Below are 22,895 nucleotides of genomic sequence, written 5' to 3'. Positions count from 1 at the left end.
CTAACTACATAATAAAAAGATAGAGGTGTCATGATGAAGATCAAATCAAACATTCATCACGAAGAAGCCATTTTAAAAATAGCCAATTTAAAAACAGCCTTTGACATCAATGGGACTTATCATAACGCAGTAGATGACGTTTCACTCAGTATCAAACGCCGTGAAGTAGTAGGAGTTGTTGGGGAGTCAGGATGCGGAAAAAGTGTGATGTCTTTATCTATCATGAAGCTGCTTCCGAAGCAAGGAAGCAAAATTGTTGGCGGTCATATTTATTTTGAAGGCAAGCGGCTTGACACACTATCTGAACAAGAAATGAATCGAATACGCGGGAAGGATATTTCGATGATTTTTCAAGAACCAATGACGTCTTTAAATCCCGTATTCACTATTGGGTTTCAAGTGAGTGAAGCGTTTTTAAATCATATGAAAATCTCTAAAAAAGAGGCGAGAATCCAAAGTATTCAGCTTCTAAAAAGTGTTGGCATCTCCAGACCTGAAAAAATGATGGATGAATACCCCCATCAACTATCAGGCGGAATGAGACAGCGTGTTATGATAGCCATCGCGATTGCCTGTCAGCCTAAGCTTTTAATTGCCGATGAACCAACAACAGCACTAGATGTGACAGTACAAGCCCAAATATTAGAACTGTTAAAAGAAATTCAAGATGCCAATGATATGGCGATTATTTTAATTACTCACGATTTAGGTATTGTTGCAGAAATGTGTGATCACGTAATTGTAATGTATGCTGGAAAAATGGTAGAAAAGGCGGATGTAGATACGCTGTTTTACAATCCGAAACATCCATATACTTCCTTATTATTAGGTGCGATTCCGAAAATGGATGAAGAGAAAAAGGAATTGTCGTCTATTAAAGGAATTGTTCCTTCTCTGAACGAGATGCCAACAGTCGGCTGCCGTTTTGCTGCACGATGTCCAAAGGCGATGCCGGAATGCACTGTGATTACACCGATACTTGCTGAAATAGAAAGTGGCCATGAAGTGTCCTGCTTGCTTTATGATACGAGCATGCCAAAAGAAGGGATGGGCATATCGTGATGAAAAACACAGACTGGAGAAATAACAAACAATTATTAGACGTTCAAAATCTGAAAACCTATTATCCAGTTAAGGGCGGTTTTTTACGAAGAAAAGTTGCTGAAGTAAAAGCAGTTGATAACATTAGTTTTACAATTAAAAGCGGGGAAACATTCGGTCTTGTAGGAGAGTCTGGTTGTGGGAAATCAACAGTTGGAAGAACGATACTAAGACTGCTTCAGCCTACAGCAGGAAAAATTTTTTTTAACGGAAAAGATATTACTCATATACGGGGGCGAACATTACGGAGGGAGAGAAAAAATTTTCAAATGGTATTCCAAGATCCTTATGCATCATTGAATCCGAAACAAATGGTTGGGGATATCATATCAGAGCCGCTGCGAAATTATACAGGCAAAAGGATGAAACAATTAAAAACGGAAGTGATGGAGTTATTAACAAAAGTCGGATTGCCTAAAGATGCATATTATAAATATGCACATGAATTTTCCGGGGGACAAAGACAACGGATTGGGATTGCACGTTCGCTTGCACTTAAACCTAAGCTGATTATTGCAGATGAACCTGTTTCAGCTCTAGATGTATCTGTCCAATCGCAAGTATTAAATCTGCTAAAAGAATTACAGCATGAATTTGGTTTAACTTATTTATTTATTGCTCACGATTTAAGTGTCGTTAAACATATGAGTGACCGGATTGGGGTCATGTACTTAGGAAATATCGTAGAACTTGCGGATAAAAAAAACTTATATAGAAATCCGCTGCATCCTTACACACAAGCGTTGATTTCAGCAATCCCCGAGCCAGATCCACGAAAGAAAAAGGAAAGGATTGTTCTTGAAGGTGATGTTCCTAATCCCGTTCATCCACCGTCGGGCTGTCCTTTTCATACGAGATGCCCAGTAGCAGAAGAAAAGTGTCAGCAGGTGAAGCCAATTTTAAAGGAGGTGAAACAAGGACATCAGGTTGCTTGTATTCTCTACGATTGAATATTTACGATGGGGGGAAAGATCATTGCTAAAAAGAAAATCTTTCTTATGGATAACAGCAGTATTTCTTGTTGCATCGATTTTTTTAGTCGCTTGTAGCGGCAATAAAGCAACGAAACGAGATGAAAATCAAGAGAAAGAAATAGAGAAGCCAATCTCTTCAGGTCCTAGAGATGGTGGAACTCTCGTCTATGCCATTGATAGTCCGCCAGATGGAATTTTCAATGTTAATTATTACAAAGGTACAGTAGATAGTGAAGTGATTGATTTTTTTGATGATGGCTTAATAACGTATGACGAAGAGCTTAGGCCGCAGCCAAGTATCGCCAAATGGGAAACAGAAGACAACAAAACGTATCTGTTTACATTTGAAAAGGGAGTAAAATGGCATAACGGTGAAGAGTTAACAGTAGATGATTGGATTTTTAGCATCGAGGTGCTTGCTGATGCAAAATACGAGGGGCCGCGCTACAAAAATGTACAAACGATTGAAGGGGTTCCTGCCTATCGGGAAGGAAAAGCAGATAGCATTTCGGGATTGAAGAAAATAGATGATTATACGATTGAAATAACGTTTGATGAAGCAAGAGTAAATAATCTGGAAAACGTCTGGACATATCCGATGTCTCGAAAAGAGTTTGAAAATGTTAAAGTTGAAGATCAACCAGGTTCACCACAAGTGCGGCTAAAACCGATTGGACTCGGTCCATATAAGGTGAGTAAAATAATTCCCGGCGAGTCTGTCGAACTTGTTCGCAATGAAGATTATTGGCAAGGAAAGCCGCATATCGAAAAAGTGATTATTAAAGTAATTGCCCCAGAGATCATTGTTGGAGAGTTAAAGAACGCAGCACTTGACATGACAGAATTTCATCCGAGTAATTTGGAGGAAATTGAGAAACTCGGAAATGTAGAAGTGGTTAGAGCTCCTGATAAAACTTATTACTACATTGGCTTCAGACTTGGCACTTGGGATGGGGAGAAAAACATCATGAATGAGCCAAAATTTCAAAACAAGCTGCTCCGTCAAGCTCTTCTTACAGCAATTGATAGAAACGAATGGGTCGATGCGTTCTACTTTGGACTAGGGAAAGTAGTGAATCGCCCAATTCCAACAGCACACTGGATTTCCGCTGATAACGATTTGTTAAAACAGTATAAGTATGACCCTGAAAAAGCACAGGAGCTATTAGATGAGGCTGGATACAAAGATGTGGATGGAGATGGCTGGCGTGAAGATCCAAATGGTGAGAAATTTGTCATTAAATTCGGCCACTATGATACTGGCAACCCAACATTTGAGGCGCGGGCAAAAGCAATTACTCAATATTGGGAAGATGTAGGCATCAAGACCGAATTAAACATGATCGATGCAAACCTTTACTATGATCAATTGCAAAATGCGGACCCTTCTGTAGAGGCATTCTTTGGTGGCTGGTCAACTGGTGCAGACCCTGACCCGTCAGGTATTTGGGCTTCTGATACGATCTTGAATTACCCTAGATGGGTAAATAATGAAAGTGACAAGTTAATTGAAGATGCATTAAATATGGAGATTGTTGGAACTGACCAGGAAAAGCGGAAAGCAATTTATGTAGAATGGCAAAAACTCTTAAATGAAGAATTGCCGCTGTTGCCGATTGCCGAATTGGAAAACGTAATGGCTGTTTCAAAGAGAGTGAAAGGGGTGACTTTAGACCTTTCTGGGAAAAATAGACCTCATGAATGGTGGATTGAGGAATAAAGTGAATCAATTACTTGTATACGTGCAAGAGGATCTCAAGCTAAGAACGAAACGTCCTCAAAAAAGGACACTATTTTGTTCGATGTCTTGTTGCGGAAGACCCCTCTATCTGAAAGGAAAGTATCCTAGATATAATTAATGGGAAACTTCTCTTATCTTTGACTTCTCATACTCAGAATCTATTTTGGAAAAATGTCCGATTTGTTCGATCCAACAATATATCTTATGAACTAAAAAGGTGTTTTCTCTCTCAAGGTGTCGCTTGACGGCAAGTAAAAAGTGGATGAAGTGAAATATCTATCAGTGGGGAGTTATTGATGAACCCCCACTGATGCAATACAAAAGCTGAATAGATAAGGGGAGGAGGAATGTCTAATGCTTAAATATAGCCTGAGAAGAATACTTGGTATGATTCCAATGTTAATCCTTATCTCCATTGTTGTGTTTTCACTTGCAAAATTAATGCCAGGAGACCCCTTCAGTGGAGAAATTGATCCAGAAATTACCGATGCAAAGTATATCGAAGAAATGAGAGAAAGACTCGGATATAATGACCCTATTTTTACACAATATATTCGCTGGATTAGCAATTTTATGAAGGGCGACTTTGGAAAATCAACACGTTTCCATATGCCTGTTAAAGATATCATCGCTGAAAAGATTCCAAATACCATTTTTTTAAGTGCATCAGCGCTTTTCATTACTTATATTCTCGCTTTTGTGATGGGGATTTATGCTGGAAGAAAACCATACACACTTGGCGATCATCTCATTGGGGGGCTTAATTATCTCGGTTTGGCTATTCCATCTTTTGTTGCTGCTGTTTTTGCCATTTATATTTTTTCTTTTCAGCTGAATGTATTTCCTTCCAATGGTTCTGTAGATATTCAATTAACGGAAGGAACAGTTGACTATTGGCTTAGCCGCATTCGGCACGTTATTTTACCGGCTGTCGTACTAGGAGCATTAAGCACCGCTAGCTATACACAGTTTTTAAGAAACGACATAATTGAAAATAGCCGCAAAGACTTCGTGCGGACTGCAAGGGCAAAAGGAACACGGGAAAGTAAAATCTATCATGTTCACATTTTACGAAACTCCATTATTACAATCGTTACTTTTTTAGGATTTGACCTTGTTTCTCTTGTCAATGGTGCGATTATTACTGAAACCATTTTTACGTACCCTGGCATTGGACAATTGTTTTTAAATTCTGTTCAAACGCGAGATTATCCCGTTTTAATGACTTTGACGATGATGTTTTCTTTTTTAACCCTTTTTGGAAATTTACTTGCAGACATTTTATACGGAATTGTTGATCCGCGAATTCGGCTAGATTAAAAGGGGGCTGGCAAATGGACATTGTCACACGAAAGAATGTAAAGAAAAATCCTTATAAATTGAGTCTATCTCCATGGGCAATTGCGCGCAGGAAGTTTTTAAAAAATAAATTAGCAATGATCAGTACAAGTTTTTTATTGCTTGTCGTCATTACCTCCTTTGCAGCACCATATGTAACGACGATTGACATTTCCAAAGTCAATATTGGCCAAATGTCATTGACGCCATCACAAGAACATTGGCTCGGAACAGATAAAAGTGGTCGAGATGTATTTACAAGACTGCTGTACGGGGGGCGAGTTTCTCTTTTAGTTGGCATGTCATGTACTTTTTTTATCGTTTTAATTGGCACTGTAATTGGTTCAATTGCAGGTTATTTTGGCGGTATAATCGACGATCTTCTCATGCGTTTTACTGATTTCATCTTAAACTTTCCATTTTTAGTATTTGTCCTTGTTCTTAATATGATTCTGTTTGGAAAAGTTTCAGGTGTTTGGGTATTAATATTCGTCATTAGCATCCTATCTTGGGGAGGAGTTGCTCGGATTGTACGCAGCAAAATTTTAGCTGAAAAAGAAAATGAATATATTTTGGCATCCATTTCGATTGGCTGTTCCCCTTATAAAATTATTGTAAAGCATTTGCTTCCAAACGTCGTTTCGACAATCATCGTACAAGCTTCATTACTATTTGCAGGGATGATCGTTGTCGAAGCAGGTTTAAGCTACCTAGGTTTCGGGGTGCCGCAAGAAGTGCCAAGTTGGGGCAATATGCTATCTTCAGCAAAGGAACCAGATGTTCTTCAATATAAACCATGGATTTGGATACCACCTGCAACTATTATTACAATGACCATTTTATCCATCAATTTTATAGGCGAAGGATTAAAGGATGCTTTCAATCCGAAATGAACTCGTTTAAAATTTGTTTAAACGAGTTTATTTGTCATTTACTATTTAAAAAATATCATTATTTTCATGTCATATTTTCGCTGCAACAAACAATAATTTGAATATTCATTTATTAGTAATGAATATTTATACGATCTTTATGATATAAAACAAAGTTTAACAGAAAGACGATGAAAACACGATTCTATCACGTTACTACGGTGATGTGTAAATATAAAAATTAAAATGAGTTTTCTCACTTTATTCAATCCAAAATTCTTTCATTTTATAGAAAAATAATGAAATAGCATGGATGTATTTGTGTTATAATCCAATAAAGACAAAGCGTTTCCTCGTTTTAAATATTATTTTTATTTTTTAGAAAATAAGCTGTTATAAAAAATAACTTGCATTTTGTAATTGCTTTGTAATAATATACAAATAAGTCGTACCGTTGCAAGGTAATTAACTTAACAACTTGCTATCACGAGAGCGTGGTAAATATTTAACGCTCAAATTGTCGTTTTCTAGGAAAGAAAGGAAATACATGATTGATAGCAGACAAGTGCAGCATCCCCGCCTGTTGATCAAGATGAAAAACAGGGTTCTCCTACTAGGGAAAATTGTATATTCATACAATTGAAGCGCTTTCATCCCAAAGTTATTTCCTTTTTGCTTGATTCCTAGATTTTTTTTTGTAGCATGATGAGGATGGTGAAAAGTTTGTCCACTTTGTTAGAAGTAAAAAATTTGAAAACACATTTTTTTCGCAGAAAAAAAGTGATTCCAGCCGTTGACGGCGTTGATTTAAAAATAAATAAAGGGGAAACGGTTGCTCTTGTAGGGGAGTCAGGTTCAGGAAAAAGTATCACTTCCCTATCCATTATGCGTTTAATTCCAAGTCCCCCGGGGAAAATTGTCGATGGTGAAATTCTATTAGAAGGCCGCGATCTTGTGAAAGTTTCAGAAGATGAGATGTGCCATATACGCGGCAACGATATCTCGATGATTTTTCAGGAGCCAATGACATCACTCAACCCAGTTTTGACAATTGGTGAACAAATTGTAGAAGTACTTATTTACCATCAAAAAATGTCAAAAAAAGAAGCGACAAAAAAAGCCATTGAATTGTTACAATTAGTAGGCTTCTCTAGGGCAGCAGAAATCATTGATGATTATCCACATAGACTCTCCGGTGGAATGAGACAGCGGGTAATGATCGCGATGGCAATGAGCTGCAACCCTAAACTGTTAATTGCAGATGAACCTACGACAGCGCTGGATGTAACGATTCAAGCGCAAATATTAGATTTAATGAAGGAAGTAAGTGAGAAGTTTGATACATCGATATTAATCATTACTCATGATCTAGGGGTCGTTTCGGATGTTGCGGATCGAGTGCTTGTCATGTACTGTGGACAAGTTGTGGAAGAGGCTGCTGTAGAGGATTTATTTGATGAACCTCTACACCCATATACGATCGGGTTGATGGATTCCATCCCACCTATAGATGGCGACAAGGATCGGCTCGATTCCATTGTCGGAAATGTTCCGTCTCCAGAACACTTCCCAAAAGGATGTCGCTTTGCTCCTCGGTGTCCTCATGCGTTTGAACGCTGTCTGAAAGAACAGCCTGAACTAAAACCGACGCGTGATGGCCGTTCAGTCCGTTGTTTTTTATCTGACGAGGAGGAGGCAAAAGCATGAAAACGGCTGCTCAAGAGAACGTACAAAAAACGAAAACATATGATTCAGAATATTTGCTAGAGGTAAAGAATTTAAAAAAACACTTCCCGATTAAAGCAGGTGTTTTTCAAAGAACAGTCGGCCATGTAAAAGCAGTTGATGGTGTAGACATGATGGTAAAGCAAGGAGAAACGCTCGGAATTGTTGGTGAATCTGGCTGTGGAAAGTCAACAGCTGGCAGGACGATTATTCGTCTATATGAGCCTACTGATGGTAGCATCCTCTTTAAAGGAAAAGATATCTCTCATCTTTCTGAGAAACATATGAGGACGACCGTACGGAAAGATATTCAAATGATTTTTCAAGATCCGTATGCGTCGATGAACCCACGAAAAACTTTAAAGGCCATTTTGAGTGAGCCTTATATTACACATAATATGTATAGCAAGAAAGAACGGGAAGAAAGGATGGAAGACCTATTAGATAAAGTCGGTTTTAATCCATCCTTCATTAATCGCTATCCGCATGAATTTTCTGGAGGACAGCGGCAGCGTGTTGGTATTGCGCGGGCATTAGCGTTGAATCCAGATTTAATTATTGCAGATGAATCCGTTTCTGCGCTCGATGTGTCCATTCAAGCGCAAATTATTAATTTAATGAAAGATTTACAAGATGAATTTGGACTTACTTATATTTTTATCTCTCATGATTTAAGTGTCGTTCGCCATATAAGCGACCGTGTTGGCGTCATGTATTTAGGAAAAATGATGGAATTAGCTTCAAAAAATAGTCTTTTCTCTGAGCCACTCCATCCTTACACACAAGCATTGCTCTCCGCTGTTCCTGTGCCGCGTAAAAAAGGCGTCGCAAGGCGAGAGCGGATTGTACTGCAAGGAGAACTGCCGAGCCCAGCTAATCCGCCAAAAGGATGTGTCTTTCATACGAGATGCCCTATGGCAAAAGATATTTGCCGCCAGGCAGTGCCTGAGTTTAAGGAAATCAAAAAAGAGCATTTCGTTGCTTGTCACTTGTACTAGAGTACAGTGAACCCTAAAATGCTGTACACAGTCGATTGAAAGGGGTGATGGTTCAGAGCTTCAACGTTTTATACGACTATGAACATATGAAAATAATAATGGGGGGAAGAAAATGAAGAAAAAAGCGTATCTGTTATTGAGCATGATGCTAGTGCTTTCTATGTTTCTAGCAGCGTGCGGCGGTAAAGATGCAAGCAAAGATTCAGAAAAAAGTTCTGGCGATGGCAAAAAAGAAGAATCTACTGGAGAACCGCAATACGGTGGCGACCTTGTCTTTGGTATTAGTGGCTCACCAACTAATTTTAATAATCTGTATTACAACGATAACGTCAGCAGTAATATCATTGACATGATGTTTATCGGTTTAACAAGTGCTGATCTTGATTTTAATCAAACGACAGAAGGCGCTGCGGCAGAAAGTGTCGAAGAATCAGAAGATGCGTTAACGTATACGGTAAAGATCAAAGAAGGCATTAAATTCCACGATGGTGAAGAATTAAATGCCGACGATGTTGTCTTTACTTACAACATTCCATTAAGCCCAGACTATGATGGGGTGCGCGCCGCATATTTTAAATCATTAGAAAGTGTTGAAAAAGTCGATGATTATACAGTTAAATTCCATATGAAGGAAGTAGATGTCCAGTTCCCATTGATTGGACTTGGCTTTGCGATCTTGCCTGAACATATTTTAGGCGATGTTCCGATTGCTGATTTAGGGGAACATGAATTTAATACGAAAAATCCAATTGGTGCTGGTCCATTTAAATTTGTTGAATGGAAAGATGGCGAATATGTAAAAGTAGAAGCATTTGAAGACTACTTTGATGGACGTCCATATTTGGATACCATTACTTATAAAATCGTTCCAGATGCGAACACAATGCTTGCCCAATTACAATCTGGAGATATCAACTATTTTCCTCAAGTTGACCAACCAGATGTAGAAACAGTAGAAGCATTTGCTGATGCTGCGAATTTACGACTTGAAAACAGCATGGCACTATCTTATACGTATTTAGGGTATAACATGCGTAATGATTTGTTTAAAGATAAAAAAGTTCGTCAGGCGATTACACATGCAATTAATCGTGAAGAAATTGTTGAGAATGTAATGGATGGACATGGTGAAGTAGCACACGTGCCAGAAAGTCCATTAAGCTGGGCATACAATCCAGATGTACCGAAATTTGATTTCGATCGTGAAAAAGCAAAAGAATTGTTGGCAGAAGCTGGCTGGGAGCCAGGAGCTGATGGCATTCTAGAAAAAGACGGAAAGAAATTTTCATTTGAAATCAAAACGAACCAAGGCAACAAAGTTCGTGAAGATGTTGCTGTTATTTTGCAAGAACAATTAAAAGAAGTTGGTATTGACGCGAAGCCGGCCATTATGGAATTTAGCGCTCTTATTAAAGATCTTAATTCTGTAGAGCGTAATTTTGAAGCGGTTGTAATGGGCTGGAGTTTGGCAATTGATCCAGATCCAAGCGGCATTTTCCATACTGATGAAATGGAAAAAGGAAATAATATGCAAGGGTACTCCAACCCTGACATTGATCCTTTAATGGAAGCACAGTTAAAAGAAAAAGACCGTGAAAAACGAAAAGAAATGATTGGTGAAATCCAAGCGCAGATTGCTGAAGATCAACCGTACACTTTCTTATACTATCCAGATGAGTATAGAGCAATGCCGAAAAACTTGAGAGGCTATGAATTCCATCCAAAAAATCAAATTTATCATGCTAACAAATGGTGGTTGGAAGAAGAAAAATAAGCAAGTTGTATTTTGAGAAACAGGGGAAATGATTGCTTATTTCCCCTTTTCTTCTCATTTGAGCTTAAAAATCCATACGTTAATGTACTATAACGTATTTCGCATACATTAGAACTTCTCTCTTTATTTAAAAATCGTTTGTGATGCAAGGGAACACTTGTCTTATTATCAAGCAAGTGCTGCCTTCTGTATTTTTTGAGTATGAAGTTCTCTTCAGGAAGCTTCCCTACCCAGATCGCAAACACTTTTTTTCGATCGTAAACTAATGGCGTAGGAGAATGATGAAAAAATGAAACTGAAGGAGAATAGGCAATGATTTCTTATATTATTCGGCGTGTTTTAATGGCTATTCCCTTGCTGCTTGGAATTACCATTTTATCATTTGCGCTTATTAAAGCCGCACCAGGCGGCCCCGTCGCAATGTTGATGGATCCTAAAATGAGTGATGAAGACAAAGTTAAATTTGAAGAACGGTATGGATTAAATGATCCTATTCCAGTTCAATACGTAAAATGGCTAGGAAATATGGTCAAAGGAGACTTTGGCACCTCTCTAATTCGTCGTGGTGTCCCTGTTAGTGAAATGATTTTAAATCGTTTACCAAATACACTGCTTCTTATGATTGTTTCTACATTTTTAGCCATTTTCATTTCGATTCCATTTGGAATTATGTCTGCTATGAGGCCATATTCGAAGTTGGATTATTCAGTAACGGTTACATCGTTTCTTGGTGTTGCCACACCAAACTTTTGGCTTGGCTTAATGCTGATCATTGTGTTTGGTGTCCAGCTGCAATGGTTCCCAACAGGCGGCGTTTCTACTTTAAATGCGCCCTTTAGTATTTGGGATCGGATTCACCATTTAATTTTACCTGCATTTGTGCTTGCGACTGCTGATATGGCTGCATTAACCCGCTATACACGGTCTAGCATGCTAGATGTATTGAAACAAGATTATATTCGTACGGCAAAATCAAAGGGTTTTAAAGAGAAAAAAGTAGTTATCAAACATGGTCTACGAAATGGCATGATTCCAATTGTGACGATCTTTGGTTTAATGCTTCCGTCGTTTATTGGCGGTGCGGCTATTACGGAAAAAGTATTTAGCTGGCCGGGTATCGGGTTATTATTTATTGAGTCAGCATTCACAAGAGACTATCCTGTCATTATGGCACTTACTGTTATTTCTGCAGTGTTTGTTGTACTAGGAAATTTATTAGCGGATATTCTATATGCAATCTTTGATCCGCGAATTGAGTATTAAGGGGGGAAAATGATGTCACAAGGAAATGTAGAAATAACAGATCAAGAGCTTCAAATGAACCCCCATTTGCTGGAAAAGCCCGATACATTAACGAAAATCTTTTTTCGTAAATTTTTGCAAAATAAATTAGCGATTTTTGGAGCAATCTTCTTATTTATCATCATCATGGCCGCTATTTTAGCGCCAGTGATTGCACCTTATCCTTTTGAAGCGCAAAGCTTAACAAAGAAGCTGCTGCCGCCAAGTGCTGAATATTGGCTTGGAACCGATCGCTATGGGCGAGATGTATTTACGCGCCTTTTATATGGCGGCCGCATTTCATTATTGGTTGGTTTTGGTTCTGTTGCAGGTGCTTTAGTAATTGGCATCACAGTTGGAGCGCTTGCTGGTTATTACGGTGGAATCATCGATGCGATTTTAATGCGTATCGTTGATATTATTATTTCGATCCCAAGTTTATTTTTACTTATTACGATCGTTACAATCTTCAATCCTGGAGTTAATTCATTAATCCTTGTTTTCGCGCTAACAAGCTGGACGAGTACTGCACGTCTTGTGCGTGGGGAATTTTTAACACTGCGGACCCGTGACTTTGTATTGGCGTCACGAACGATTGGAACGAGAGCATCAAGGATCATTTTTGGCCATATTTTACCAAATGCAATGGGTCCGATTATCGTGTCTGCAACACTTTTAATTGGTAGCGTGATTCTATCTGAAGCTGGATTAAGTTATTTAGGACTCGGAATTCAACCGCCGACTCCTAGCTGGGGGAATATGCTTCAAGATGCGCAAGACTTTACTGTTTTAATGAAAGCACCGTGGTATCCATTCTTTCCAGGTGTGCTTATTCTTTTAACAGTGCTAAGCTTTAACTTCGTTGGAGATGGACTTCGTGATGCATTAGACCCGAAAGGGGATTAGAAAAAAGCCGAGACAATCGTCTTGGCTTTTTTTTCCTTTCGAAATGATCCGAAATGTATTACAATAAGTGGAAACAACTTCATCAACGTTACCAAAAGGGGAGCTGTGAGGCTGAGAGTGAACGATGTTCTGACCCTTTGAACCTGTTAGTTAGTACTAGCGTAGGGATGTGGCAATTGTAAGAAGAACGCGTTCTGTATTGTTCTGCTGGCCTCCGATGGGTATGTTTGGTTAAAAATCATTCATAGGGGGCTATTTTTTATGAGAAATGAAAAGTTATTGGCTATGATTGAGGCCGCAATTTTTGCAGCATTTGCACTTATTTTAGACTTGCTTCTGTCTTTTAAGTTGGGGCCATCGATTTCAATTAAGTTCGCAATGGTACCGATTTTTATCGTGGCATTTCGCCAAGGGTTTAAAGCGAGTGTATTATCTGGATTTTTATGGGGGATCTTGCAGATTATCGTTGGTGATGCGTGGATTGTTCATCCAGTACAAGTTATTTTGGAGTACTTTATTGCATTTGCGTGCATTGGCTTTGCTGGTCTGCTCATCCATCCCATTCAAGAAAATGTAAAAAACCAGCAAAAAGGGAAAGCAATTTTCTACATGACAACGGCTGTATTTTTTGGTGGAGCAGTTCGTTATTTTTGGCATTTTATTGCCGGAATGATCTTCTTTAAGAGCTATGCATTTAATGCCGGTAAAACACCATTTATTTTTTCCCTTACTGCTAACGGGATTGCATATTTCTTTTCTTCTTTAGCATGTGTGATTGTGTTAGTGCTATTAATTTCTATTGCTCCACAGATTATTACAACTGCAAAGAATCAGAAAGCAACGACGTCGATAGGGAAATAATATTTAGCCCACGCCTAACTGGCGAGTCAAGCCCCCTATCTTAAGAATAAGAAGAATCAGAAGCGATAGTGGGGGATAACGGAAAGTCAAATGTCCGGTTGGTTTCGAGCCTACAGGACGTCACGCTTTTAGCTTGAGACATTTTTATTGGAGATGAGAAAAACCCCCACTGATGGAAGTTTTCACTCTATAAACGGGTGAGAAAGTTTAGTCTTCTCACCCATTGTCTTTAAGTGCGATTATTGAATAAGCGAAACATTTCTTGTTTCAGTTTCGCAGATGATTTAAGATATTTTATGATAATAAGTTATCAGGTCGATTTTTCCGTTTTTAAAGTCAGGCATTATATCCATATTAAAGACTTTAAAGACGAAGCACCCTTTTGTTATAAAGAGCTTGCTTGTTGTCTTTCTCTTTCAATATCCTCTAGTAGATAATTAATTGTTTCAATTACTTCCGCCGAGGCAGCTTCAAGTTTGTTCATACAGCTTTCCGCTTCTTTTAATTTTCCTTGATTGAAATAGACAGCAGCTTGATGAGCTGCTTCATGCACAATTTTATGTGCTTTTTCGATGTCGCGGTAGCTTTGTATGTTGGCAAATCGTTTTTTCGTCTCTTCTGCATAATACCACTTTCCTAACCGGCAATCTTGATGCGAAGCAACATGATCGGGGTTGATGTTCTCCAAATCCAAGAACATATTATAGATTTTCCACTTCCAGAGAATATGGTCTGCTTTAGATAAATAGAGCAAGGAAGGTGTGGAAAGCTGGATGTGATTTTCTTCGATAATTTCTAGACGATATTGATCCATCACTAAAGACAAATCTCGAATTGCTTTTCCAGTATTTGCTCCGAGATCACGAACATTTTCAGAGAGTACAGCAATTTCTTGCATTCTTTTTGAAACTTCCTCCACTGCAGCAGCTTGTTCCTCGGAAACGGCAGCAGCATTATTAATATCATTGTCAATTTCTTGGACGGTTCCTACCATTTTCCCCAACAATGGAAGCGATTGACGGGCGTCATTTGTAGCTCGATGTATAACAGAAGTTGTTTGTTCAATTGACGCAGAAACGTCATCCGAAATGGCTTTTAGACTCCCAACATTATCATTTACATTCTTTAAGAAGGAAACAGTATTTTCAGCAAGTTTGCGTACTTCTGCTGCTACGACCGCAAAGCCTTTTCCCTGTTCTCCAGCACGTGCCGCTTCGATGGAAGCATTAAGTGCAAGCAAATTCGTTTGGTCGGCAATTTTATTAATTAATTCGACAACATGACTGATCGAAGCGACATTTTGTTGTAATGATGCAAATTTATTGACAATCATTTCGAAGGTTTTCTCCGTTTTAAATATTTCATCCAACGCATTGGTGATCATCATTTGTCCATTTTCAATTTCTTTAACAGAATCAGTTGTTTTTTCGGAAATACTGACTGCTGCATTAGCAATTTCTACAATCGATGCAGTCATTTCTTCAGTCGCAGCAGAAGCGCTATCAATCTCTTTACCTTGGAAATCAAGATTTTGTATCAATTCTTTAATAAACATAATTTTAGCGTTTTCTTCCATTAGGTCGGAAATGCCATGTACAACTCGCTCCATTAAACGTTCTTCATACACTTCTATGAGAATCTCTTGGTCAATATTAATCGCTTTTTGCATGCTCCCCATGAGCGCCATACAGTGGTTTGGACGGGCTCCTTTTTGTGAGAGTAAATTTGTGATTAAATAATAGTTAAATTGGTTAAATACAACAATTAATCTTCCTGCACTAAATTTTGCCCTCCTCAGTTCGTTAAAATAATGAATAATCTTGGCTACATACCGTTGATCACGCTGGTCTAAAAAAAATGACTCAATATATTTTTCTATTAAAAGGCTGCTCACTTTCATGTTTTGCGATTCGCATAATTTTTGGAAATAATCTGCAAAAAGCTGAACCATTTCTTGTTTTAAATGTGATAAAGTTGTATGTACCTCTTGCAAATTTTCATAATCTTTATGTGTAAAATGATTGAATGCTAAAGTTCCTTGAATTCTTCCCTCCGAATGAATATCAGTTCCTTGTTTGGAAAGCATTTCAATGGAAGCGCGCGGTCGTAAGTTTTTTAACATATTGCCATCCCCTTTACCTCATCATCCTCATTATTCTGTGTCGTTATCACGTATGAGCGTATCTTCAAAAATAGGTGTACGCTTCATAGAAAGTTATTGCAATCCGTTTGGATTCGAAACCCCCAAGCTTTTATTTCTCGGCTCTTTTTTATTCTTTGGACACCCCTCTTTTGAGATTGTTAAAAAAGTCCCATGTCTAGAAACTTAAAAAATTTCCTTATCTTTCGACAGAAAAAAGCTGTTTTTAAAGCAAAACTGCTCATGCCTCGTTTGGGGACTTGCTTACAAAAGTTACATATTTAGTACTTTTTTATCATTATAACAGTTTTAACAATATTTAAAAGTACTCTGTACATGAAAAAAGTCGTGATGGGAAAAATGTTTAGGAAGTATTGTTCATTAATAATATAATCGTGCAGCAAAATGCTGTTTGATTGTTGATTGTAGAATCTTAGGAGGGTTTAAAAATGCAAATAAAGTTGCCGCAGTCACCTGAACCATATTGGCGAGCTTCTGTTAAATTACCGCAGTTTCCTGTTTTAGATCAAGATATTAACGTTGATGTTGCCATTGTTGGTGGGGGAATAACAGGCATAACAACTGCATATTTGCTGGCAAATGAGGGATTAAGTATTGCCGTTTTAGACGCTGGAGAATTATTTAATGGAACAACAGGACATACAACAGCAAAAATTACTGCACAGCATGATTTGATTTATGATGAATTGATCACTCAGTTAGGCAGTGAGAAAGCGAAAAAATATTACAGCGCCAATCACGATGCGTTGCAATGGATAAAATCAACGATTTCTATACAAAAAATAGATTGTGATTTCTCCAACGAAGCAGCTTACCTCTTTACAGAGTCTGATTCCGATGTGAAAAAGCTGGAAAATGAAATGCGTGCTTATGAACAGCTAGGGATTGACGGCGTGTTCTTACAAAAGATCCCACTCTCGATAAATGTGAAAGCTGCTCTCATGATGGAGCAGCAAGGCCAATTCCATCCACTAAAATATTTAAAAAGATTGCTGGGAGTGATTGTGGAAAAAGGTGGACGATTGTACGAGAATACGAAAGCTCTTGATATTGAAAAGGGAAAAAAACAAAAAATCAGCACTGAAAATGGCTGCCATATTTTTTGTGACAAAGTAGTCATTTGTTCTCATCACCCTTTTTATGATGGGGCGGGATTTTATTTTTCAAGAATGTATGCAGAACGTTCCTATGTATTAGCAGTAAAATCGGAACAACCTTATCCAGGCGGCATGTATTTAAGTGTGGAAGATCCTAAAAGGTCCATTCGTCACACGCCAATCGGGGATGACCATTATTTAATTATTGGCGGTGAAAATCATAAAACAGGTCAAGGAGTCGAAACGAGCGAGCATTATGAAGCATTAAAGAAGTTTGTCAAAACGAGGTTCGATGTGGACTCGATTGCATATCGTTGGTCCGCGCAAGATTTAACAACATTAGATAACATTCCTTATATTGGTGAAATATCAGCTGGGAATCCACATATTCTCGTAGCGACTGGCTATCGGAAGTGGGGGATGACAAGTAGTGCAGCAGCTGGACTTTTACTTAAAGATCTTATCTTAGAAAAGGAAAATCCTTATAAAGAGCTTTACACCCCATCACGTTTTCATCCTAATCCAAGCATCAAAACATTTGTACAGCAAAATGCCGATGTTGCAAAGCATTTAGTGAAAGGGAAACTTGAGTCGCCAAGCAAGACTGCTGCAGACTTGGAACGTGATGAAGGAGCGGTGATTCTTTTTAACGGGAAAAGAGCAGGAGCATACAAGGATGAGGACGGCACTGTACATATGGTCGATACGACATGTACGCATATGCGATGTGAGGTTGAATGGAACAGTGGTGAACGTACATGGGATTGCCCTTGTCACGGTTCAAGATTTTCAATTACAGGAGAAGTATTGGAAGGGCCAGCTGAAAAACCTCTAGACATCATTAAATAATGTCTAAATTTTAGTGGTGAGAGGAAGGATAGTAATGTTTCTCGTCCTCACCATACATCTCACCCTTGTTTTGGAATACAGAATGGGGAGGCAAGTTAATCACTTTACCTGAAGAGTAGGAGAAACTGAAGAAGAAAACTTCTCTCTCCTCTTCTTTTTAAAGGAAAGATTTAGTGCTTTCCTTGAAATCTCTTCTGTTGAATATGTGTTGGATTAAAAAGAAGAAGCGCCATTATTTGACGCTTCTCTTTTTTAGGTGCTAACGTAGGAGGTTGCCTGTCATAAGATCAGATGGAGGAGAGGTTTCATCTGATTCTTAATTGCATAGCTGCTTATGAACGGTGCAAAATATACTATTACCAATAACCACCGACATAAGAAGTTCCAACAATGATTAACAAAATGAACAGAACAACAATTAACGCAAAGTTTTTACCGTATCCACCGCCGCCATAGCCTGACATAAAGCATTCACCTCCTTAAAAGAGATTAATATACTTTATGTAAAAATCAATTTAGCAGTAATGGACAAACGATGAGATTTTAATAAAATGATGAAAACATGGAGAAGATTATCATAAGGGTGTTTATCCTAGTTTTTATGAAATAACAAATAAAAAACAATATAGCCATCTGACGTGCGCTCGCTGATTTTAAAAGGGATCAAGTTAATAAAGCAAAGCCAGAAGTTAAACAAGGCAAATAGATGCCAAAGAGAATGTATAGAGGATAATAAGCAGAAAACAAATAAGCCTGTAATACCATTCAAAATCGGGCCCATTAAGGTAATAACTATTTTTTCTAAACGATTATAGGGAGCCTCTTTAGCGCTTTCTGTCATTCCCCCAAAAATATAAAAGAGATGAAGATGATATTGTAGTCTGCCAATAGAGAGCCTGACAATAGAAGGCCCTGTGCCGTGGGTAATCTTAATTTCTCTAGCCTTCACGAATAAAGCGCCAAGACCATGGCCACATTCATGTAGGAGCATAGCAAATGGTGCAAACACGAATAAAAAGATTAGTAAACTCATAGACACACACCTTCTGACGAATCCAAGTACTTCTTCCAGGGGGGAGAACTTCAGTTGAAGCGAAACGACTACTCCAACTGATCGAATAACCCTTTACTTATCGTAGCATAGATGCATTATTTGCAACAGGACTAGTTCCCCTTTTCGTCATAAGCTTTTGGCAATGCGAGCGGCAGGTCTTTTGGTATTTGCTCTAATCCCTTTCCTACATGCCCAGCTGTATGGCTGTCAGATCCAAAGATAAGCGGAATATTTTTATTGTTTGCCTGTCTCATTACTGTAGCGGTCGGGTAAGTGACTCCGCAATACTCTTTAAAATATCCAGCAGTATTTACATCGAGGGAATATTGTTTGGCAGCGATAAGCGTCAATATTTCTTCGATTACATCATTAAACGTTCTCGCAGCTTTAAAAAGCTTAGAGAATTTTTCAATCAACGTTAGATGTCCAATTCGAACAGGCTTCCATTTTCCTAAATCTGCTTCGATTGCTTGGCGCAATGTCTGATAGTAGGTTTCGTAAACATGATCAATAGAACCGAATAACCTAATGATGCGTCCAAACTCGTCAGGACTAAAATCTAAGCATACGTATTCTCCATTTGGTGCTTGCAGCATATGAACAGAGAGGATCGCATCTTCAATGTCAGCTCCATATGTGTGTAAAAAGCGCTCCGTTTCTGCTTCAAAACCAAGTAGGTAATCAACTTCAAATCCGACTTTAATTGTGATCGTGTCTTTATATGCTTCTTTTAATCGATTTCCTTCCTTAAAATAAGCATCAATATCCTCTAATCGCATAGCACTGTCTTTGTTTGGAGCGGGATCATCAAAAACGTTTGGCAAAGGTGCGTGCTCTGTAAAGGATAAAAACTTCATTCCTCTTGAAATCGCATTTTTTACGTATTCTTCCATCCGATCATTTGAACCATGTGGGCAAAAATGTGTATGTACATGAAAATCTCCAACTGGGAACATATAATACCTCCATTCGCATGTTTTCATCATTTTGCATTTTAAGATTGACGTTTTCTTTTATTATATGTTATTGTAATATCAATTTACAAAATACTTTAGTTTGGTAGAGTGCTAATATATTAAAGAATAATCGAGCTGGGAAGTGAAGTCAAGATGCTATTGCCCAATGGAAGTAGAGATGACATTGGAGCTGTTGTGAGCAGCCGTCATCAAGTATTAGAAACATTTAGGAAAATAATCACGATGCGGGGTTATGTGGAAATTTCTACCCCAGTTGTGGAGTATGCTCATACTTTTACGAATGAGCATGTAGATATGAAATTAAAAAATATGCTCAAATGGTTTAATGCTGAAGGAGAAATTGAAGTACTGCGGCCAGACTGGACAACAGCAATTGCGAGGGCATTAGCAAAACAAGATCATCCTAACAAAAAATGGGCATATCAAGGAGCGGTCTTTCAACGAGATAAGCCTGGCATTGAAAATCGGCAAGTTGGTATTGAGATAGTAAATATGCCGACTTTACTTGGTGAAAGTGAATGCTTAATGTTGGCTGAAACATTACTGAAAGAAATGGGGATCCATTCTTATTTAATAGAATTGGGACATTCAGAAATTTTTAAAGAGCTGACGAAGGAACTTCACTTGACGGTAGATCAGATTGAAAAACTGAGGCAAGCAATGCACGACAAAAGAAAAGATGAAGTATATCAGTTCGCTTGCCAACATGGAGATAAAGAGATTGCTGCTGAGTTGACAGACCTTGTTGACGCCTTCGGTTCTTTTGATGTGATAGAGCATTACGAAAAACGCTGGAAACAACGACCTCAGCTGCTTGTCATTATCCAACATTTAAGAAAGTTGGCTTTGCTTTTACAAGCTTGCGGTGTTGAAGACGTCATTGTCGATTTAGGACGTGTGAAAAATTTGCCCTATTATTCAGGCACAATGTTTAGAGGTTTTTTAAAAGAAAACGGAGCTACGTGCTTTTCGGGTGGACGCTATGATGAACTGTATCGCCAGTTTGATATGCAAGCATCGGCAGTTGGCTTAGCCTTTGATGTCGATATACTCGCAGAAAAAATAATAGCCCCAGAACGAAAAAAGCGCTGCTGTATTGTCGCTTCCGATAATACGCTTGCCGCTGCTGAAAAAATTCGCCGAGAACATGAAGCGTATATTGTTGATATTCAATATACATTGCCTAAAAAAGGACATCACTATGATCTCGTCCTGCAAATAGATGAACAGTTTGACGTACGTGAGGTGAAGGAAAAATGAAGGTTTGCATCGCATTAACAAAAGGGCGGATTGAAAAGCAATTTTTAGACTATTTCCAATCGTTATCCTATTGTATAGAACCGATTGTGAATAAAGGTAGAAAGCTACGAGTGGAAACAGATGAATTTTCATTTGTCTTTGCCAAAGGGGTAGATGTCGCAACTTACGTGGAACACGGAATTGCAGACCTTGGAATTGTTGGCGATGATATTTTAATGGAATTCCAACCTGATGTGTTTGATCTGTTGCCGCTCCCATTTGGAAACTGCCGTTTTGCGCTGGCAGGAGAAAAAAAAGAGGCTGTTTCTGGAAAAAAACGGGTCATAGCAACGAAATATCCGAATGTGACGACAGCGTATTTTCGCCAAAAAGGTGAAGCAGTTGATATTGTAAAGCTAGAAGGCTCAGTTGAATTAGCACCGCTTCTTGGTTTGGCAGATGCTATCGTCGATATTGTGGAGACGGGATCAACATTAAAGGAGAATGGACTTGTTGTGTTGGAATGGATGCAGCCAATTACTGCCCGCTGCATTGCCAATCGCTCTTCTTTGAAGATCAAACGAGAACAAATAACACCAATTCTTGATTCCTTACAAATAAAGGAGGCAGCAAGATGATTAGAACATTTACAGTAAATGCTTTTATCGATGCGTTTTTATCCACTCAAAAAGAACACAATGCTTTTGAGGAAGAAGTCATGGTTCTTGTGAAAGAGGTTATTGAAGATATACGAACAAACGGAGAAGTTGCATTAAAGAAATATGTAGAGAAATTCGATCAATGTATACCAGATAAATGGGAAGTTTCCAAGGAAGAACGGAAACAGGCATGGAAAGACGTTTCTGAAGAGACATCAGAAGCTTTGCAAAAAGCGGCCGAAAATATAAAGCAGTTCCATGCAAAACAGCTCCAACAATCGAGGATCATGGAAATGACTGAAGATATCATTTCAGGGCAGTTATTACAGCCAATGGAAAGAGTCGGGATTTATGTTCCCGGGGGGACGGCAGTGTATCCATCAACCGTACTAATGAATGCCATTCCTGCAGTCCTTGCCGGAGTTGAAAAAGTAATCATGGTAACACCTGCACGAAATGGCGGGCAAATTGATCCAATTTTATCAGTCGCAGCCGACATTGCCGGTGTTGATACGATATATAAAATCGGAGGTATTCAAGCGATTGCCGCACTAGCCTATGGAACGGAAACGATCGAAGCCGTCGATAAGATTGTTGGACCAGGAAACAAATATGTCGCTGCAGCCAAAGCATCCGTATTTGGTGATGTCGGTATTGATATGATTGCTGGACCTTCTGAGGTAGCGATTATTGCAGATAAAACAGCGAATCCAACCTTCATTGCCGCAGATTTAATTGCTCAAGCCGAGCATGACGAGCATGCACGAACGTTTTTATTTACTACATCTCAGACATTAATAGAAAGAACACAAGCTGAATTAAGAAAGCAGTGCGCTGTTTTGCCTCGACAGGAGATTGCGATCAAGTCTTTAACAAATCAAAGTGCTATCGTTTTAGTTGAAGATATTGACACTGCTTTTCTACTTGCAAATCGTTTAGCGCCTGAACATTTAGAAATTCAACTTCAACATCCACTTTCCTATTTAGGAAAAGTAAAAAATGCTGGTTCTGTATTCCTAGGAGCGCATACACCTGAATCACTTGGCGATTATTTTGCAGGGCCAAATCATGTCTTGCCTACATCTGGAACTGCACGATTTTCTTCTGGGCTATCAGTAGATGACTTTATGAAAAAAACGACCTATCTCTATTATTCTGAAGCCGCTTTGAAAACTGCGGCACCATTTGTAGAACATCTTGCCATGAAAGAGCAGCTGGTTGGGCATGCACGAGCAGTTAGTAAGAGGCTGGAAAAAAGGAAAAACGAATAGAGAACAGTGAATGTGAC

At 38.7% G+C, this 22,895-nt stretch carries 19 protein-coding genes and 1 riboswitch; of the genes, 15 read left to right on the top strand and 4 right to left on the bottom strand.

Going from position 1 to position 22,895, the window contains the following annotated elements; translation table 11 throughout:
• The first annotated feature begins 33 nt into the window (after positions 1–33).
• The 11 genes from J2S08_RS16470 (at position 34) to thiT (ending at position 13,571) form a co-directional block, all read left to right on the top strand.
• Positions 34–1,062, top strand: coding sequence for an ABC transporter ATP-binding protein (locus J2S08_RS16470; protein ID WP_307231420.1), 1,029 nt, complete (start codon positions 34–36; stop codon positions 1,060–1,062).
• The gene (locus J2S08_RS16465) at positions 1,062–2,051 is read left to right on the top strand and encodes an ABC transporter ATP-binding protein (RefSeq protein WP_307231504.1); all 990 of its coding nucleotides are present in this window, start codon (positions 1,062–1,064) and stop codon (positions 2,049–2,051) included. Before J2S08_RS16470 ends, J2S08_RS16465 begins: the two co-directional genes overlap by 1 nt.
• 25 nt (positions 2,052–2,076) lie before the next feature.
• Positions 2,077–3,795 carry an oligopeptide ABC transporter substrate-binding protein gene (gene opp4A / locus J2S08_RS16460; protein WP_307231417.1) on the top strand — a complete coding sequence of 573 codons (1,719 nt, stop codon included), beginning with the start codon at positions 2,077–2,079 and terminating at the stop codon, positions 3,793–3,795.
• A 375-nt stretch (positions 3,796–4,170) separates the two neighbouring features.
• Complete coding sequence (opp4B, locus tag J2S08_RS16455) at positions 4,171–5,136, top strand: oligopeptide ABC transporter permease (protein ID WP_307231415.1); 966 nt, start codon at positions 4,171–4,173, stop codon at positions 5,134–5,136.
• A gap of 14 nt (positions 5,137–5,150) precedes the next feature.
• Positions 5,151–6,047: an oligopeptide ABC transporter permease gene (gene opp4C / locus J2S08_RS16450; protein ID WP_307231413.1), complete on the top strand. Its 897-nt coding sequence runs from the start codon at positions 5,151–5,153 to the stop codon at positions 6,045–6,047.
• A 702-nt stretch (positions 6,048–6,749) separates the two neighbouring features.
• On the top strand, positions 6,750–7,733 hold the full coding sequence (locus J2S08_RS16445; RefSeq protein ID WP_307231411.1) for an ABC transporter ATP-binding protein: 984 nt from the start codon (positions 6,750–6,752) through the stop codon (positions 7,731–7,733).
• Positions 7,730–8,749, top strand: coding sequence for an ABC transporter ATP-binding protein (locus J2S08_RS16440; RefSeq protein ID WP_307231409.1), 1,020 nt, complete (start codon positions 7,730–7,732; stop codon positions 8,747–8,749). Before J2S08_RS16445 ends, J2S08_RS16440 begins: the two co-directional genes overlap by 4 nt.
• A gap of 112 nt (positions 8,750–8,861) precedes the next feature.
• Positions 8,862–10,523 carry a peptide-binding protein gene (locus J2S08_RS16435; RefSeq protein WP_307231407.1) on the top strand — a complete coding sequence of 554 codons (1,662 nt, stop codon included), beginning with the start codon at positions 8,862–8,864 and terminating at the stop codon, positions 10,521–10,523.
• Positions 10,524–10,835: 312 nt separating this feature from the next.
• Complete coding sequence (locus tag J2S08_RS16430) at positions 10,836–11,786, top strand: ABC transporter permease (protein ID WP_307231405.1); 951 nt, start codon at positions 10,836–10,838, stop codon at positions 11,784–11,786.
• 54 nt (positions 11,787–11,840) lie between these two features.
• Positions 11,841–12,710 (top strand): oligopeptide ABC transporter permease, encoded by an 870-nt coding sequence (opp4C, locus tag J2S08_RS16425; protein ID WP_370875705.1) that lies wholly within the window; start codon positions 11,841–11,843, stop codon positions 12,708–12,710.
• A gap of 86 nt (positions 12,711–12,796) precedes the next feature.
• Positions 12,797–12,895: riboswitch (TPP riboswitch) on the top strand.
• A gap of 76 nt (positions 12,896–12,971) precedes the next feature.
• Positions 12,972–13,571, top strand: coding sequence for an energy-coupled thiamine transporter ThiT (thiT, locus tag J2S08_RS16420; protein WP_307231401.1), 600 nt, complete (start codon positions 12,972–12,974; stop codon positions 13,569–13,571).
• 385 nt (positions 13,572–13,956) lie between these two features.
• Here thiT and J2S08_RS16415 read toward each other — a convergent pair whose 3' ends face one another.
• A complete protein-coding gene (locus J2S08_RS16415) occupies positions 13,957–15,693 on the bottom strand; it encodes a methyl-accepting chemotaxis protein (protein WP_307231399.1) in 1,737 nt (578 codons plus the stop codon).
• 467 nt (positions 15,694–16,160) lie between these two features.
• On the opposite strand from J2S08_RS16415, the gene J2S08_RS16410 reads away from it, so the two are divergent.
• The gene (locus J2S08_RS16410; RefSeq protein WP_307231398.1) at positions 16,161–17,678 is read left to right on the top strand and encodes an FAD-dependent oxidoreductase; all 1,518 of its coding nucleotides are present in this window, start codon (positions 16,161–16,163) and stop codon (positions 17,676–17,678) included.
• A 356-nt stretch (positions 17,679–18,034) separates the two neighbouring features.
• Here J2S08_RS16410 and J2S08_RS16405 read toward each other — a convergent pair whose 3' ends face one another.
• The 3 genes from J2S08_RS16405 to hisJ all read right to left on the bottom strand — a co-directional run bounded on the left by J2S08_RS16405 (position 18,035) and on the right by hisJ (position 19,688).
• The gene (locus J2S08_RS16405) at positions 18,035–18,142 is read right to left on the bottom strand and encodes a YjcZ family sporulation protein (protein ID WP_307231396.1); all 108 of its coding nucleotides are present in this window, start codon (positions 18,140–18,142) and stop codon (positions 18,035–18,037) included.
• 128 nt (positions 18,143–18,270) lie between these two features.
• Complete coding sequence (locus tag J2S08_RS16400; RefSeq protein WP_307231395.1) at positions 18,271–18,711, bottom strand: site-2 protease family protein; 441 nt, start codon at positions 18,709–18,711, stop codon at positions 18,271–18,273.
• Between the two features lie 131 nt (positions 18,712–18,842).
• Complete coding sequence (hisJ, locus tag J2S08_RS16395) at positions 18,843–19,688, bottom strand: histidinol-phosphatase HisJ (RefSeq protein WP_307231393.1); 846 nt, start codon at positions 19,686–19,688, stop codon at positions 18,843–18,845.
• Between the two features lie 153 nt (positions 19,689–19,841).
• Here hisJ and J2S08_RS16390 point away from each other — a divergent pair, with 153 nt between their 5' ends.
• Genes J2S08_RS16390 through hisD form a run of 3 tightly spaced genes read left to right on the top strand, consistent with a single transcriptional unit; the run spans position 19,842 to position 22,878 of the window.
• A complete protein-coding gene (locus tag J2S08_RS16390; protein WP_307231391.1) occupies positions 19,842–20,969 on the top strand; it encodes an ATP phosphoribosyltransferase regulatory subunit in 1,128 nt (375 codons plus the stop codon).
• On the top strand, positions 20,966–21,586 hold the full coding sequence (gene hisG, locus J2S08_RS16385) for an ATP phosphoribosyltransferase (protein ID WP_307231389.1): 621 nt from the start codon (positions 20,966–20,968) through the stop codon (positions 21,584–21,586). Before J2S08_RS16390 ends, hisG begins: the two co-directional genes overlap by 4 nt.
• Entirely contained in the window at positions 21,583–22,878 is a 1,296-nt protein-coding gene (gene hisD, locus J2S08_RS16380) for a histidinol dehydrogenase (protein ID WP_307231387.1), read from the top strand. The genes hisG and hisD overlap by 4 nt, the downstream gene beginning before the upstream one ends.
• Positions 22,879–22,895 lie beyond the last annotated feature (17 nt).

Source organism: Bacillus chungangensis, from assembly GCF_030812995.1.
Taxonomy (GTDB): Bacteria; Bacillota; Bacilli; order Bacillales; family Bacillaceae_C; genus Bacillus_CF; species Bacillus_CF chungangensis.
Note: the sequence above shows the minus strand (reverse complement) of the source record. Positions and strands in the feature narration are given on the sequence as shown.

Coding starts and splice junctions, on each gene's coding strand:
- J2S08_RS16415 (WP_307231399.1), bottom strand. CDS start 15,693: ATGTTAAAAAACTTACGACCGCGCGCTTCCATTGAAATGCTTTCCAAA.
- opp4C (WP_307231413.1), top strand. CDS start 5,151: ATGGACATTGTCACACGAAAGAATGTAAAGAAAAATCCTTATAAATTG.
- opp4B (WP_307231415.1), top strand. CDS start 4,171: ATGCTTAAATATAGCCTGAGAAGAATACTTGGTATGATTCCAATGTTA.
- J2S08_RS16400 (WP_307231395.1), bottom strand. CDS start 18,711: ATGAGTTTACTAATCTTTTTATTCGTGTTTGCACCATTTGCTATGCTC.
- hisD (WP_307231387.1), top strand. CDS start 21,583: ATGATTAGAACATTTACAGTAAATGCTTTTATCGATGCGTTTTTATCC.
- thiT (WP_307231401.1), top strand. CDS start 12,972: ATGAGAAATGAAAAGTTATTGGCTATGATTGAGGCCGCAATTTTTGCA.
- hisJ (WP_307231393.1), bottom strand. CDS start 19,688: ATGTTCCCAGTTGGAGATTTTCATGTACATACACATTTTTGCCCACAT.
- J2S08_RS16435 (WP_307231407.1), top strand. CDS start 8,862: ATGAAGAAAAAAGCGTATCTGTTATTGAGCATGATGCTAGTGCTTTCT.
- hisG (WP_307231389.1), top strand. CDS start 20,966: ATGAAGGTTTGCATCGCATTAACAAAAGGGCGGATTGAAAAGCAATTT.
- J2S08_RS16430 (WP_307231405.1), top strand. CDS start 10,836: ATGATTTCTTATATTATTCGGCGTGTTTTAATGGCTATTCCCTTGCTG.
- J2S08_RS16465 (WP_307231504.1), top strand. CDS start 1,062: ATGAAAAACACAGACTGGAGAAATAACAAACAATTATTAGACGTTCAA.
- opp4C (WP_370875705.1), top strand. CDS start 11,841: ATGAACCCCCATTTGCTGGAAAAGCCCGATACATTAACGAAAATCTTT.
- J2S08_RS16470 (WP_307231420.1), top strand. CDS start 34: ATGAAGATCAAATCAAACATTCATCACGAAGAAGCCATTTTAAAAATA.
- J2S08_RS16440 (WP_307231409.1), top strand. CDS start 7,730: ATGAAAACGGCTGCTCAAGAGAACGTACAAAAAACGAAAACATATGAT.
- J2S08_RS16390 (WP_307231391.1), top strand. CDS start 19,842: ATGCTATTGCCCAATGGAAGTAGAGATGACATTGGAGCTGTTGTGAGC.
- J2S08_RS16405 (WP_307231396.1), bottom strand. CDS start 18,142: ATGTCAGGCTATGGCGGCGGTGGATACGGTAAAAACTTTGCGTTAATT.
- J2S08_RS16410 (WP_307231398.1), top strand. CDS start 16,161: ATGCAAATAAAGTTGCCGCAGTCACCTGAACCATATTGGCGAGCTTCT.